11 protein-coding genes are annotated in these 13,674 nt (G+C 44.1%); 7 read left to right on the top strand and 4 right to left on the bottom strand.

The window, feature by feature from the left end:
* The first annotated feature begins 50 nt into the window (after positions 1 to 50).
* From QHH26_03560 to QHH26_03545, 4 genes are all read left to right on the top strand, one after another.
* Complete coding sequence (locus QHH26_03560; protein ID MDH7481041.1) at positions 51 to 632, top strand: putative metallopeptidase; 582 nt, start codon at positions 51 to 53, stop codon at positions 630 to 632.
* A 160-nt stretch (positions 633 to 792) separates the two neighbouring features.
* Positions 793 to 1,272: an Lrp/AsnC family transcriptional regulator gene (locus QHH26_03555; GenBank protein ID MDH7481040.1), complete on the top strand. Its 480-nt coding sequence runs from the start codon at positions 793 to 795 to the stop codon at positions 1,270 to 1,272.
* 20 nt (positions 1,273 to 1,292) lie between these two features.
* Complete coding sequence (locus QHH26_03550; protein ID MDH7481039.1) at positions 1,293 to 2,459, top strand: aminotransferase class I/II-fold pyridoxal phosphate-dependent enzyme; 1,167 nt, start codon at positions 1,293 to 1,295, stop codon at positions 2,457 to 2,459.
* Positions 2,460 to 2,533: 74 nt separating this feature from the next.
* A complete protein-coding gene (locus QHH26_03545) occupies positions 2,534 to 5,944 on the top strand; it encodes a sugar-binding protein (protein MDH7481038.1) in 3,411 nt (1,136 codons plus the stop codon).
* 60 nt (positions 5,945 to 6,004) lie between these two features.
* On the opposite strand, the gene QHH26_03540 is transcribed toward QHH26_03545, so the two are convergent.
* The 4 genes from QHH26_03540 to QHH26_03525 form a co-directional block, all read right to left on the bottom strand.
* Positions 6,005 to 6,313: a hypothetical protein gene (locus QHH26_03540; protein MDH7481037.1), complete on the bottom strand. Its 309-nt coding sequence runs from the start codon at positions 6,311 to 6,313 to the stop codon at positions 6,005 to 6,007.
* 149 nt (positions 6,314 to 6,462) lie between these two features.
* Complete coding sequence (locus QHH26_03535) at positions 6,463 to 7,650, bottom strand: M48 family metalloprotease (GenBank protein ID MDH7481036.1); 1,188 nt, start codon at positions 7,648 to 7,650, stop codon at positions 6,463 to 6,465.
* A 231-nt stretch (positions 7,651 to 7,881) separates the two neighbouring features.
* Entirely contained in the window at positions 7,882 to 8,517 is a 636-nt protein-coding gene (locus tag QHH26_03530) for a hypothetical protein (GenBank protein ID MDH7481035.1), read from the bottom strand.
* 25 nt (positions 8,518 to 8,542) lie between these two features.
* Positions 8,543 to 9,322, bottom strand: coding sequence for a hypothetical protein (locus QHH26_03525; GenBank protein ID MDH7481034.1), 780 nt, complete (start codon positions 9,320 to 9,322; stop codon positions 8,543 to 8,545).
* A gap of 383 nt (positions 9,323 to 9,705) precedes the next feature.
* On the opposite strand from QHH26_03525, the gene QHH26_03520 reads away from it, so the two are divergent.
* From QHH26_03520 to QHH26_03510, 3 genes are all read left to right on the top strand, one after another.
* A complete protein-coding gene (locus QHH26_03520) occupies positions 9,706 to 9,984 on the top strand; it encodes a DUF5658 family protein (protein ID MDH7481033.1) in 279 nt (92 codons plus the stop codon).
* Positions 9,985 to 10,116: 132 nt separating this feature from the next.
* Complete coding sequence (locus QHH26_03515) at positions 10,117 to 12,552, top strand: extracellular solute-binding protein (protein ID MDH7481032.1); 2,436 nt, start codon at positions 10,117 to 10,119, stop codon at positions 12,550 to 12,552.
* Positions 12,549 to 13,634, top strand: coding sequence for a carbohydrate ABC transporter permease (locus QHH26_03510; protein ID MDH7481031.1), 1,086 nt, complete (start codon positions 12,549 to 12,551; stop codon positions 13,632 to 13,634). The genes QHH26_03515 and QHH26_03510 overlap by 4 nt, the downstream gene beginning before the upstream one ends.
* The last annotated feature ends 40 nt before the right edge of the window (positions 13,635 to 13,674 follow it).

Below are 13,674 nucleotides of genomic sequence, written 5' to 3'. Positions count from 1 at the left end.
CAAGGGTTATTGAAAATTAGAGCTTTATGCGGTAAATATGAGAAACTTACATGAAAGAAAAGCAAAGTAAATCGTTCAACTTTACAGAAGCAATGGAGCGGCTGATAAGACATATTTCTAAGGTGTGTCCTGAATTCAGCCATCTAGATTCGGAACGCATAATCGTTGCGACTTTACAAACGCGCTCCCCTGGCTTGCATGGAGTGTATGCATCTGTTCAACCCTTGAGATTCAAAGATGGCGAGCGCATGATAAAACGGAGAGGACGGACCTACATCATGCCAGAGGTTCGACATGACGGAAAGGAAATACTTTACATTATTTATTTTGCGTTGCCTCGTTTCCTTAATCTGTGGTTTGAAGAAAAGCTGACAACCATATTCCACGAGCTCTACCATATTAGCCCGCAGTTTAACGGCGACTTACGTCGTTTCCCTGGAAGAAACTATGCACATGGACATTCGCGAAAGAAATATAATGAGCTTTTACAACCGTTAATTGCAGAATATATTTCCAATGCCGAAGCCAAAGAGATGACTGAATTTCTAAGGCAAAACTTTCAGGAGCTTGAAGAAAGATACGGCAAAGTTGTTGGAACAAAGATAAAGCCTCCTAGACCGTCGCTCGCTTAAGTTGACAAAGGGGATTCTTGGATGTTAAATTAGGCATCAGATCCCCATTAATTAAAAATGGCGAAGAGTAAGTCTCTTTAGCTATAGTTGATGAATCTTTGCGAATTAAGCTATTTTAGTTACTAAACTCTTTGGCTGCAATTTTGGAAAGGACCTTCTAATGAAAGAAATACTCAAAATCCTTGAGCAAGATGCCCGCCTCGGCCCCGAGGAAATTGCCACGATGACTGGCAAATCAGTTGAGGAAGTTCGGCAGATAATTGAAAAGTGCGAGAGGGAGGGCATAATTCGCCGGTATAAGACGGTAATTGATTGGGAAAAAGTTGGCGAGGAGCGAGTTTATGCCTTCATTGATGTGAAGGTTTCGCCTGAGCGAGGAGTAGGGTTTGACGATATTGCCGAGCGAATATATCGATTTCCTGAAGTTCATTCGGTTTATTTGGTCTCGGGAACTCACGACCTACGCGTTGTGGTTGGCGGCCAGCACATGAAGGAAGTTGCCTTCTTTGTGGCCGAGAAGCTTGCCACGATAGACCGAGTACAATCAACAAGCACGCATTTTCTTTTGAAGAAATACAAGGAAGATGGTGATATCTTTGCACCACCTGAAGAAGATCATCGCTTAGCGGTTACTCCCTGATTGAAAGGTAAATTCACAATATGCCAGATATCTCTGCAAAAATGGCTGCGGTTCCTGCTTCGGGCATCCGAAAGTTTTTCGACATTGTCTCACAAATGGATGATGTCATTTCGTTAGGTGTTGGTGAGCCCGATTTCGTAACCCCTTGGCGTATCAGGGAAGCGTGCATTTATGCTTTGGAGAAAGGCTACACTACGTACACATCGAATTATGGCCTTATTGAACTCAGAGAACTAGTTGCGCTAAATCTCCAAAGATGTTATGGATTGACATATAATCCCCAAAATCAAATTCTCATTACAGTGGGTGTCAGCGAGGCGATTGATTTAGCCCTTCGCGCAATTCTTAACCAAGGCGACGAAGTTATTATCCCTGAGCCGTGCTTTGTAGCATACAAACCTTGTGTGATCTTTGCGAATGGCAAACCAGTTTCAATTCCAACAAGTGCGGAATCAGGGTTTGCTCCAACTCCTAAGCAGATTGAGGAAGCAATAACGGAAAAGACTAAGGTAATATTTATTAGTTATCCAAACAACCCAACAGGCGCTGTGATGTCTAGGGAAGCGCTTCAAGAAATAATCGATTTGGCAAATAAATATGATCTTTGGGTTATATCCGATGAAATCTACGATAAGCTGGTCTACGGCGTTGAGCACACTTGCATTCCAACTTTAAAAGGAGCATACGAGCGCACAATTTTGCTGAATGGGTGGTCGAAAGCATACGCAATGACGGGTTGGCGAATTGGATTCGCTGCTGGTACTCCGGAAATTATCGAAGCAATGATGAAGATTCACCAGTATATAATGATGTGTGCGCCAATTACCGCTCAGATGGCCGCCATAGAAGCACTAAAGAATGGAGAGACGGACACAAATGATATGATACAGCAATATGATCGACGGCGGCGGCTAATAGTTGAGGGCCTGAATAAGATAGGACTGAAATGTTTCGAACCAAAGGGTGCATTTTATGTTTTCCCCTCGATTCAAAACACTGGCCTAAGTTCGGAGGAGTTCGCCGAACGATTGCTTCGGGAGGAAAAAGTTGTAGTTGTTCCTGGTAATACCTTTGGAGCATGTGGCGAAGGTTATATTCGTTGTTCCTACGCGACAAGCCTTTCAAATATTCAGCAGGCTCTTGAACGAATGGAGCGGTTTGTTAAGAGACTTGCTGGAAATTCATAGTAACCAAGCAAGTTTTTTTCTAAATGCTGCTTTTGGTAATATCAAGTTTCCACATGCAGAAGGGATTGGCAAAAATGTTGAATACGCGACGGTCGGTACTGCTTTTGTTAACTTTCTCATTAGTATTTGCTGTTGGGGTTTCCGTAAGAGCAGCAGACCGCGTAACATGTTACACAGCATGGGATAACGCCTTCTTTTACGTAGCGGCTGAGATACAGGATCCGGATATTGAAGCGACTAACACCACCCACATGTCCAATCCCTGGGAAGACGATGCAATCGAAGTATTCCTAGAAACTGATGCCAACCGAGCACCCAACAGGTCTGCGAATACGTTTCAAATGTCTGTAAGTGCGGGCGGTGGTTCTAGTTTCGTAGTCGGCGAGTCTGGCATGCCAAAGCCAAAGACCATATATACATTTAAGTATGCAAAAAAGGTACAAGGTACCATTAACAAGCCTGAGGACAAAGACATAGGGTATGTTATCGAACTTGCAATGCCTTGGAGGGAGATGGGTGGTCCTCCAAAGGCTGGGCAAATTATGGGCTTTAATATTATCTGTCGAATGCGGGGCGAGAACACTGGGTTTGTGAGCTTTTCCCCCAAAGTCAAGACAGAAGAGGATGTACAAGTTCCGGCAAATTGGGGAACCATCAAGCTGGTAGATGTACCCACGGTGATTGCTATCCAAGATGGCGCTGTCGTCTGTAGAAAAGTGGTTACTCGAGCGCCATTGATTGATGGAAACTTAAGCCCAGGAGAATGGAATCCTAACATGAGTTTCCAGATGATAAAGCCTGAGCCCGCCCTTTTGCCACCAAAGCAAAAATACTTTGTCGAGAGGCTTTCGTTTGCACCTTATTATTGCAACTTCCAGTGTGCTTCCCAAAGGAACACCACGACAAAAAATAGCGAGGCAATGCAGTTAACCGACCAACCGCTTTATGGTGTTGGCCCATGGTTCTCTGGTTATCGGGTACAATGGCATAAAGAACAATGCTCAGAGGTTAGGCGAGCAGGAATAGACATAATACTTCCAGTATATGAAGGCTCAGAGGAACGTAGCATCCTGTTTCTTATTCAAGCTTTGAAGGAACTTAAAGCTGAAAATCGGGATTATCCGCTTGTCGCACTGCTATTAAACGCACCAATAGTTGGTAAACAAAACGCTGGTAAAATAAACCCCAAGGCTCAAGAAGTTTTATACGGTAAAATCAGGGATTTCTTTCTCCGCGTACCCGAAGAGTTTCGAGCAACGGTTCAACTACCACCAGAAAAAGGGGCCTGCCCTGCTAACATTGTTTTCTTTGGTCAATCCTTATCTAATGCTGACTTAGATACCACCGCAATCGAATATTGCAACAAGCGTTTTGCTGAAGATTTTGATGGAACTAGGCTTATATGGATAGCAACCAACAGCCTAAAGTCCAAATTAGAAACTGCTGATGGATACTGGGCACCCTACGGAGGTTTGGGTCTTAAATATGATGATACTGGGTGGATTGATATTGCATGCATTGGTCCAGGCTACGATGATTCTGCTGTTAACGGCGAAAACTCTAAAATTCGCTCAAGGATGGACGGTTTGGCTTATCGAAAAGATTGGGATGCATTGATTGCAAAACAGCCCAATTGGGTTGTTGTTGATAGTTGGAATGGCTTCCATGAAGGGAGCGAGATATGTCCTAGCCGACAATATGGCGTGAAATACGTTGGTCTCACTCGAATAAACATGCTTCGATTTAACGGCATGCGTGCGTATGATGCGAAGTTTATAAAGCATAATACCCCATCTGTTATGCTGCCGGGTGCTCTCTACCAAATAAACGTGACTGTTCGGAACGCGGGGACGAAGCCGTGGTATGCTGGACAAGGGTTTTTCATTGCTTGCAGGTGGTATAAGGACGGAAGACTTTTTGCGGATACAGGTGCGCGGTTGCCAATTCAAACAACGGTTCTCGCAGGCCAGACATTAGAAAAGACAGTGGGAATACGAGCTGTAGATCAAGAGGGCAAACCACTACCTGAGGGTGATTATGAGCTTAGGTGGGAGATGACAGGTCTGCGCGATACTTGGTTTTCAGCCGCGGGTGACACACCTCTATGCGTTCCTGTCAAGGTGGGAACGCCCCCTGCCCCACGATTTACTGTTGTGAGTTCAACAATGCCAACCTTTGCCAAGGCACGCAGTAAATATTCTGTTTATTTGAAGCTTCGAAATGATGGGCCAAATACATGGAAAGCAGGTACTTGCAATATTGGATACAGATGGTTTAATCCCGCAGATGAGTCTCAACCTATGTTGACAATAGAATCTGCGGCAAATATCACGTCGGATGTTGAGCCAGGCAGAACCGTAGAAGTAATGACATCCGTTGAAACGCCTGCGGTTAGTTCGCTGGGCGGACCTTCTGAGCTAGTCTTAAAATGGGACGTTTTCGAGGAGCAGAATCGACTAGGTTCTCATGGACTTGGGTGTGCTTCGCAACTGGTATACCTTGATTCTGATTATGGACTGCGTTTTGTCGAAAGCACTACGCCAAAGGAAATGACAGCTGGAAAGCCTACAAAAGTAAGCTTAACGGTTGAGAATGTTGGTCCCAATTTTTATCCTGCTGGCCAAGTTTCGATTGGCTATCGCTGGTATTACCTTGACGGTGTTGAAGCAATTGCGGAAAGCAAGCTGACTCCTCTAAATGCAGAGCTAAAACCTGCGGATAAGATTACTCTGCAAGCAACTATTACCCCGCCGCTGTATGATGGGAACTACTTGGTCGTTTGGGATTTTGTAATTGATGGCAAGCTTTGGTTATCCACTATTCCTGCAACAAGAGGGAACGACAGCATTGTTATACCAGTTTCGGTTAAAAAGGGCAAATTAGAAATTCTAAATCTTGATAAATTGTTTGACGCTGATGTCATCAGCTTCGATACCAACCGAAGTGATGGAGATTTTGACGGGAATGGTTCAACTTTCCCAGCGGAAGTGTTACCCCCTGATGCAACTCCAGTTTCTCCAGCGGATGGCCTGTGGCCATCGGAATATTTCACGGTTGTAACCAAGCCAAATGAAGAACTGAAACATCGCGTCTCGTTCAAATACCCTCCAAAAGTTGATACGTTGAAAAATGCTGTTACTTGTAAAGGGCAGAGAATTAAAGTGAAACAAGGCAGATATTTAGCGCTCCATCTTTTGGCGGCGTCATCGCAGGATGCAGAGGGAATGTTTAGCTTTGAGTATGCAGGAGGAAACAATAGCCAAAGATTATTTTTCTCGGCATGGAACGAAAGACCAAAACATGACGAAAAATCTGGTATAATTGCTCTTCACAAGCATTCACCGGATGGAGACAGACCCGGCGAAAAGTGCTATCTAAATCATTATGCCATGCCACTTGACCCATCGAAAGAACTGATAGCCATTCACCTTCCAAAATCAGAGAGCATAAAGGTCCTTGCAATTACACTGGAACATGGTGAATAAAAGTTCTGTTAAGTCTGCACGTTGGAACTTTGATTTATAATCTTCAAATTTACTCGGTGTCTATTCTTCTTTCTCCTTGGCGGCAAGTAAAGCTTCTACCTCTGCCATGCCTTCTTTTGCCTTCTCCGCGGCTACCGGATCCAAATTATATAGGAGCTTGGTAAACTCACCCATGTGAACGAGCTCCTCTAGAGCAATATCGTACAAAACTTTCTTAGCATCTTGATTGTCAGTTGCATCCATATGGGCAGTGTAGATATGAACGGCTTCGAGTTCAGCCGCTATATCTAGCATAATTGCTCTTACAAGCTCACTATCTGTCATCTTGCGGGATGTCATTCCTGTAAATGGATTTACAAACTCTGGCATTTCTATTTCTCCTCCTATTGAGTTGGTCAGTGTTTGCTTTATATTACCCTGTAATTAATTACCTAAACGGTTACTGGGATGCACTTAAAAATAAAAACCAGGTTTCAAGCGAAACCTGGTTGTTATTGAATTTTATTTCTAGTTTTTAATTAATAGAAACTTTGGACTAGTTCTTGCCAAATGACTTGCTTTATTGTATTTGCTGCTTGCGTTGCAAGTTCCTCAGCGGACTTTTTCTGGAGCGCTACGTCTTCTTCAGTAACAACTATTAACGTGTTTCCGCGTGCCACTACAGCTTTTTTGTCAAAGTCAACCTTTATTTCACGTAGCTGAGGTTCTGAGTCAAGCAATTGATTGACTCTTTCAGCTATTGCCTGCGCACGCTCCTCCGAGCTTAATCCTTCTGCTGTTGGTGCTGGTTCAAAAAGAACTCGTTCACCAAGTTTTATTCGCGCTATTTGCTGCCCATTAATCGAAGTTATTTCTGTTTCGGCTTTTACTGCTTTGGTTACATCCCTTCTTTTAATTGGCAAGCCAAGCGCCTCTATGCGAGCTATTGTATTCTTAACGCGCACTCTTGACGGCGGGTGCGTCCGAAGTATTCCTAATTCTGGCTGCGGCAAATTAGTGTAATCGCGTGCGAGACGTTCTAGAAAGGTAACCATGCCCACTGGGTTATAGTTGCTTTTTACTAAATAGTCAACGGCAGTTCTGTCAGCGTCTTGTTCTGCTTTTTGGCCGTACCCGCTCATACGCGCAATTTTTACCAATTGAGCACCAATTAGAACGTTGCCGAGATCGGTTGCGTTCATTTTTGTCAGCATACCTGCAAGGAGCACCAGGGCTATGCGCCCGTCTAATCGGCTTTGCTCCTTGAGCAGATATGTCATGTGATGATGTGAGGCATGCGCAATCTCATGGGCCAAAACGGCTGCCAGTTCATGGTCGGATTGCACATAATTAAGCAGGCCAGAATTTACATAGACAAAACCTCCGGGCAATGAGAATGCATTGATGTCATCATCCTCGATTACCTTAAATTTGTATTCAAACTGGCATATTTCAGAACTACCGTAACTGGCGTCAACTCGCACGGAATTTGCAATTTTAGCTATTGCTTGGCCTATGCTATTAACGCGCTCTATTATTTGTGGGTCTGTTATGAGCTTATGTTCTTTTTCTACCTCAGCCGCGGCTTCACGGCCCATCCTAATTTCGCGTTTTGCAAGTTCTTCATCGCATAAAGCAATGGAGCCAGCCACTGCTAGGAACGCGAAAACAAGCATAACGACCCATAAGGGAGGCTGTATTATTAACTTGTGTGCTATGCGCTTCATGGCACCTTTTCCTCCTAGATTTTTCGGCGTTCTCATTTTTCTGCCGTTTTTTAACTCGAGGCTGGCCGGAAGTGTGAGCAAACTCAGCATCTTGCTTTTGCTCACCTATGATGAACTGCTGCCTTTGAATTCTACCAACGATTGCTAACGGCGAAACTGATTTGCCTAGGTCTATCGGAAGGTGCCCCTTTTACCTCCCTGTACGCGTCCGATACGCCTTGCTTCTACGTTCTATAAGCTTCGCCTCCTATAAATGAATCCACAAAGCGCGGGGATGCCTATGCCAATCAAAGCTAGAACGCCTGCCGGCTCAGGAACTGCAATGCCGCCACCCTCGGGACGAACCCAAAGGGTATTCACTGTATCGTTGTTTCGGTAAGCTACGTGAAGTAGGAATCCTTGTGTTTCCGTGTTGGGTGTGAATCCTATTGGAAACAATGCTGCACCAATCAAAGCATTAATTTCTCCAGGCAGGACATAGTAGAACGGCGAGCCGGTAATATATCCAAATGCGCCTTTATTAGGTTCCCAGCCGCCGTTGTAGTCCCAACCCGTGCGCGTATAGCTAGTTTCATAGCCGGTCCAATCATCTGGGATTCCTTCTACAGGATTTCCGGCGTTGAGATATACAGCTAGACCTTTTACACCTATTAGCTCACCGAACCTGGGGTCAAACGCATTGGTATCAATGGTCAAGTAGTAGCACCACAGGTTGTTTATATTGGAATACAAAACATCAATATAGTCAACAGTATCTGGGTGCGAGATGTAGTCAGGCCATGGGTCTGCATTAATAGGAGCAGAGCCAATTAACAGCCCGAAACAAAGTAAAACAAGTGTAACCATATACATCGGAAGCTTTTTCATCGCAATGCACCTTGCTTTCATTTATTTACTTTCTTTTGCTTTTGTGAATCATTACACGAGTAGCATATAATGCACTAACCGTTCCCAAACCAAGCACAACCAAACTAGTTGGCTCTGGCACAACAGGCGAACTACCGCCTCCTCCAGACAAAGCACCAATGGCGCCAGCACCAACCAAAGCTGGAAGAATGAAGCTTGTGACCTTTGTCTCCGTAATTACCTGCGGAGGAATTGGTGGTGGTAATTCTGCTGGTGGTACGTCCAAAACCTTGGTCTCTACAGGTACAACTGTTACGGTTTCCGGCTGTGCTGGCTCAACTTGTGCGACTGGCTGGGATGCAACTGGCTGGGCAGCAGCTGGAGGAGGCTGAGGCTTTTGCGCAACTGTCGGGCGCTTTGGCAACTCTTTGGTAAAAGGATTGCCACATCTCAAGTCCATTATTGGCTCGCCCTTCCAGTTGATTAATACTCGTGTCCCCGCTTTGATCAGCCTAGCACGAGATGCAATCTTGCCATTCTTACCGATGTAGAAGACAACATACCTGTGAGAATGGGTCAGATTTTTCGCAGAGGTGTATGTCTCTACATACTTGGCAAGCTCTTCTGGAGACATCCCAAAGTGCTTGGAATAGCGCAGAGCCACAACCTTGTCTTGCTGAATCATGCGGCTTAGGTCCTGTGGGGTGTATGCTGGTTCCTTCAAAAAGGAGCCCGGCAGCATCTTGACCTTCGCTGAAAAGACGATGGTCGGAAGTGCTAGCAATAGCCCACACAGGGATAACAATAGCCAGCGTCGAAGTAGCATACTTGTCACCCCCTTCTTAGCAAGATGTAGTTATAGGTTCAAGCCAATTTGTTCTTATTGGCTTGTCGTTTGTGTCATATGCAATGCTTGCAAGTTTTGGGCCAAAATCCAGTTTTGACGCAAAAAAAGTAAAGATTTTGGTGCTTGAAGGATAAAATATAGGGGTTTCAAGTGATTACTAGCTAAAACAGCGTTTGTCCAGACGTTACTTTAAAACTTAGGGGCTTAAAAATTGAATGTAAGGAATCTTTTCAACTTCAACATTTGCAATTGAAGGAGGATTAGCAAAAAATTTAGGGTAACATTAATCTTGATCTAAGATGAAAAATCAGAAAAACAACTTTTTTCTCTTTCCAAGAAGCACACAGTGGGCAATCTGTTTAATGTGTATATGGCTCCTCCTCAATGTCCTTGACATAATTACTACCTACCAAGCTCTTTCAAAGGGGAATGTGAGGGAGCTTAACCCACTGATGAGCCTCTTAATCGGCACTCCCCTTTTGCTTATTACCGCAAAAATGTTTTTGGCATATGCAGCGTTGAAAATTGTAGAAAAGATTGAGTTAAGAAATAGCCTTTTTGCTGTAATATCGCTTCTAGTGCTAGATATATATGTTGCCCTCGTATGTACACATAATGCAATGGTATGGCTAAGTAACTAAGTAGCTTTTGCCCTGTCCATTCATTATGCGAAGCCCGAATTTTCCAAAACCTCGATGGCAAGAATTTAATTTGCAGGTATTGTCATTCGTACATGAGAAAACTATATCGGAACTTAATGTGAGGTTATAAGAATGCGAAAGTTTCAGTTTGTCATTTTGCTCTTGTTTGCAGTTTTATGCATTTCATTTGCAGGTTGTGCTCCAAAAGAAAAAGGGAAAATCAAACTTGTCGTTTGGGGACTGCAAATGAGCGAGGAGTCAAAAGGTATAGAAGCGGCAGTAGCAGAATTTGAACGTCGCCATCCAAACATAGATGTTAAGGTCCTCTCGATGGGGGCAGGTGGCATGAATCCTCAAAAGCTAATGACCGCGATTGTTGGAAAGGTTCCGCCAGACGTGATCCACCAGGACCGCTTTACCATTGGTGATTGGGCTTCGCGGGATACTTTTATGCCTTTGGATGGGCTAATTAAAAGAGACCTGCGTCGTTGGGAGAGAATTAAAAACAAAAAAGGTCAAATACCCCCAATTCGCCCGGAAGAGTTCTACAAAGCATGCTGGGCGGAAGCAGTTTATAAGGGAAAAGTTTATGCCATTCCGTTTAATACTGATGACCGAGCGCTTTACTATAACCGCAAACTTTTTCGAGAGGTAGGGTTAGATCCCGACAGGCCCCCAAAAACATGGGATGAGCTATTGGTTTACGCTAAAAAGTTAACTAAGTATCGAAAGGACGGGGGTTTTGAACGTATAGGCTTTATACCAAACTTTGGTAACTCGTGGCTTTATTTGTATAGCTGGCAAAATGGGGGCGAGTTCATGAGCCCTGATGGTAGGAAGTGCACGATGAATAATCCTCGTTCCGTCGCTGCCTTAGAATATATGGTCTCGGTTTACGACGCATTAAAAGGCGTGGACGCAATCAATTCCTTCTCATCGGGGTTCAAAGCTAATGAACTTGACCCGTTCCTTACAGGTCTAGTTGCTATGAAAATAGATGGTAATTGGTTTACCAATAACATAGCGAGATATGCCCCAGATTTAGACTTCGCTGTTGCACCAGCGCCGGTGCCTAGAGCTCGTTATGAAGGGAAGCCGCCTTTTACTGGACAGCCGAAATTTATTACCTGGAGCGGTGGATTTTCACTAGCCATACCTAGAGGTGCAAAGCATGTCGAAGAATCCTGGGAGTTTATCAAATGGATGGTTTCTGAAGAGGCACAAGTAATTGCGAATGAGGCGCAGAGAAAGTACAACATGAGCAAGGGACGACCATATGTACCTTGGATGACCGCGAACTCAAAAGTAAATGAAGTTATCTTTACAAAATTCGCCCCAAAACAACAGAAATTCCGAAAAGCCACTCGTGTTTTTCTTGACTTAATGGCTGTTTCAAGATACCGGCCAGTAACTTTTGTAGGTCAGCGTCTTTGGGATGAACATGTGCGCGCATTCGACTATGCAACTCATCACAAGATGTCGGCTCAAGAAGCAATGGACGAGGGAACAAAGGTAGTCCAAAAGGAGCTAGACAAAGTCTTCAATCGCTCGAAATATGGCCTTCTGAACTGGACATATCCCTTAAGTGTTGTAGGCATAGGTGTTGTAATTTTGTTCTTTATTTGTTTTTGGAAACTTAGGCAATATGGACCGATGGGCAGGCTTGCGAAAGCTGAAACCGTTGCAGGATATTTATTTGCATCTCCGTGGATTGTTGGTTTCCTTGTCTTTACTATCGGTCCAATCATCGCATCAATAATTTTTAGTTTTTGCGATTATGACGTGCTTCACCCGGCAAGATGGGTTGGGCTGCTCAATTATCGAGAATTACTAATTGATGACTGGGGCAAGTATACTTCGAAGGCGCTTTACAACGCTGGGTTTTTAGCGCTTTTTGGTTTGCCGCTAAGCTTGGTTACTGGACTTGCAATTGCAATGCTTTTAAATACTAAAGTTGGCGGAATGACTTGGTATCGTACAATTTATTATCTTCCGTCAATAGTCCCAGTCGTAGCTAATGCAATTCTTTGGATTTGGGTGCTAAACCCCGAATACGGGCTAATTAATGCTGCATGGAGAGCTACTCTTGGCCAGTGGTTTGGTCTGCCTGCTCCACTGTGGCTTACACATGAAAAGACTGCCAAACCTGCACTGATTCTCATGGGATTATGGGGTGCAGGGGGTGGCATGATTCTCTGGTTAGCTGGTCTTCAGGGTGTTCCACAGCATCTATATGAAGCCGCTGAAATTGATGGTGCAAATTGGTGGAGCAAATTTTGGAACGTAACCTTCCCAATGATAACGCCCTATTTGTTCTTTAATCTCATAATGGGCACAATTGGAGTACTTCAGACATTTGAAACTGTGTACATAATGACAGGAGGCGGTCCTGTTGATTCCACCCTTGTCCCCGTGCTCTATCTCTTTAATTGTGCTTTCACCTACTTTAAGATGGGATATGCATCTGCGCTTGCTTGGATTCTCTTTATAATTGTGCTAATCCTTACACTAGTCCAGCTCAAGCTAGCACCACGATGGGTGCATTATGAAGGGGAAAGAGCAAAATGAAAGTGCCAGGCGCCAACCGTAACACTTCAGAATTAGCGAAGCATAAACGAGCAAGAAGGCGCAAAGAGTTTGTGCGTAAAACAATTTTGCATACGGTATTACTTATTGGCTCTGGGGTTTTCATGCTGCCCTTTATTTGGCTTGTTACGACGTCACTAAAGGAGGAGGACCAGATTTTTAAATATCCGCCGGTATGGATTCCAACTCGACAAATCAAAATCGAAATAGAGGGTCGCAAATATCCTGTTTCCGAGTGGATGGGTCAGAGGGTTGCGGAGCTTGGTGAAACAGATGACGGACGCATTAAAGTGCGATTACTTACTAATGGTTCTAGCAAAGAAAAAATTGCGTTTGTAGAACGCGGCGAACTTAAAAAAGTTCGCGCATTTGGCTTGAAGTGGGAAAACTATACCGATGCATTGAACTTCCTTCCGGAGGAAACAAAGAAAGGCCTTTTGTACCTATGGAATACTGTATACGTAACCATTCTCAGCATCATTGGCACTCTCCTATCAAGCTCACTAGTTGCTTTTTCATTTGCGAGATTGCGATGGCCTGGAAGGGATGTGCTTTTCGTTGTCTTGTTGGCAACAATGATGCTTCCCGGCGCAGTGACAATGGTGCCTGTATTTCTCGTGTTTCGGGCACTGAATTGGGTGGATACACTCAAGCCCTTATGGACGCCGGCATTCTTCGGAAGCGCTTTTAGTGTTTTCCTGCTCAGGCAATTTTTCATGACAATTCCAATGGATTTAGAAGACGCAGCGAAAATTGATGGCTGTAGCTACTTTGGAATATATCGGCAGATTATGCTGCCACTTATCAAACCGGCTCTTGCGGCACTAACTATTATGACCTTCATGAGTTCTTGGAATAACTTTATGGGTCCTTTGATTTATATAAATTCGCCGGAAAAGATGACGCTTTCTTATGGACTCCAGCTCTTTCAGGGGGCACATGGAGCTGAGTATGCCCTTCTAATGGCTGCTTCGACGCTCGTAATGCTTCCTGTTCTTTTTGTTTTCTTCTTTACCCAACGCTATTTCATTCAAGGAATTACTCTCACTGGTCTCAAAGGGTAAGAATATATCCGTGAACTATTTTGACATTTCGCATTTTGAA

This window comes from Armatimonadota bacterium (assembly GCA_029907255.1).
Classification (GTDB): Bacteria; Armatimonadota; UBA5829; order DTJY01; family DTJY01; genus JAIMAU01.
Note: the sequence above shows the minus strand (reverse complement) of the source record. Positions and strands in the feature narration are given on the sequence as shown.

What these genes read in the sequence shown, in the direction of transcription:
- QHH26_03540 (MDH7481037.1), bottom strand. Translation starts at nt 6,313, where the DNA reads ATGCCAGAGTTTGTAAATCCATTTACAGGAATGACATCCCGCAAGATG.
- QHH26_03550 (MDH7481039.1), top strand. Translation starts at nt 1,293, where the DNA reads ATGCCAGATATCTCTGCAAAAATGGCTGCGGTTCCTGCTTCGGGCATC.
- QHH26_03515 (MDH7481032.1), top strand. Translation starts at nt 10,117, where the DNA reads ATGCGAAAGTTTCAGTTTGTCATTTTGCTCTTGTTTGCAGTTTTATGC.
- QHH26_03560 (MDH7481041.1), top strand. Translation starts at nt 51, where the DNA reads ATGAAAGAAAAGCAAAGTAAATCGTTCAACTTTACAGAAGCAATGGAG.
- QHH26_03545 (MDH7481038.1), top strand. Translation starts at nt 2,534, where the DNA reads ATGTTGAATACGCGACGGTCGGTACTGCTTTTGTTAACTTTCTCATTA.
- QHH26_03520 (MDH7481033.1), top strand. Translation starts at nt 9,706, where the DNA reads ATGTGTATATGGCTCCTCCTCAATGTCCTTGACATAATTACTACCTAC.
- QHH26_03525 (MDH7481034.1), bottom strand. Translation starts at nt 9,322, where the DNA reads ATGCTACTTCGACGCTGGCTATTGTTATCCCTGTGTGGGCTATTGCTA.
- QHH26_03535 (MDH7481036.1), bottom strand. Translation starts at nt 7,650, where the DNA reads ATGAAGCGCATAGCACACAAGTTAATAATACAGCCTCCCTTATGGGTC.
- QHH26_03555 (MDH7481040.1), top strand. Translation starts at nt 793, where the DNA reads ATGAAAGAAATACTCAAAATCCTTGAGCAAGATGCCCGCCTCGGCCCC.
- QHH26_03530 (MDH7481035.1), bottom strand. Translation starts at nt 8,517, where the DNA reads ATGAAAAAGCTTCCGATGTATATGGTTACACTTGTTTTACTTTGTTTC.
- QHH26_03510 (MDH7481031.1), top strand. Translation starts at nt 12,549, where the DNA reads ATGAAAGTGCCAGGCGCCAACCGTAACACTTCAGAATTAGCGAAGCAT.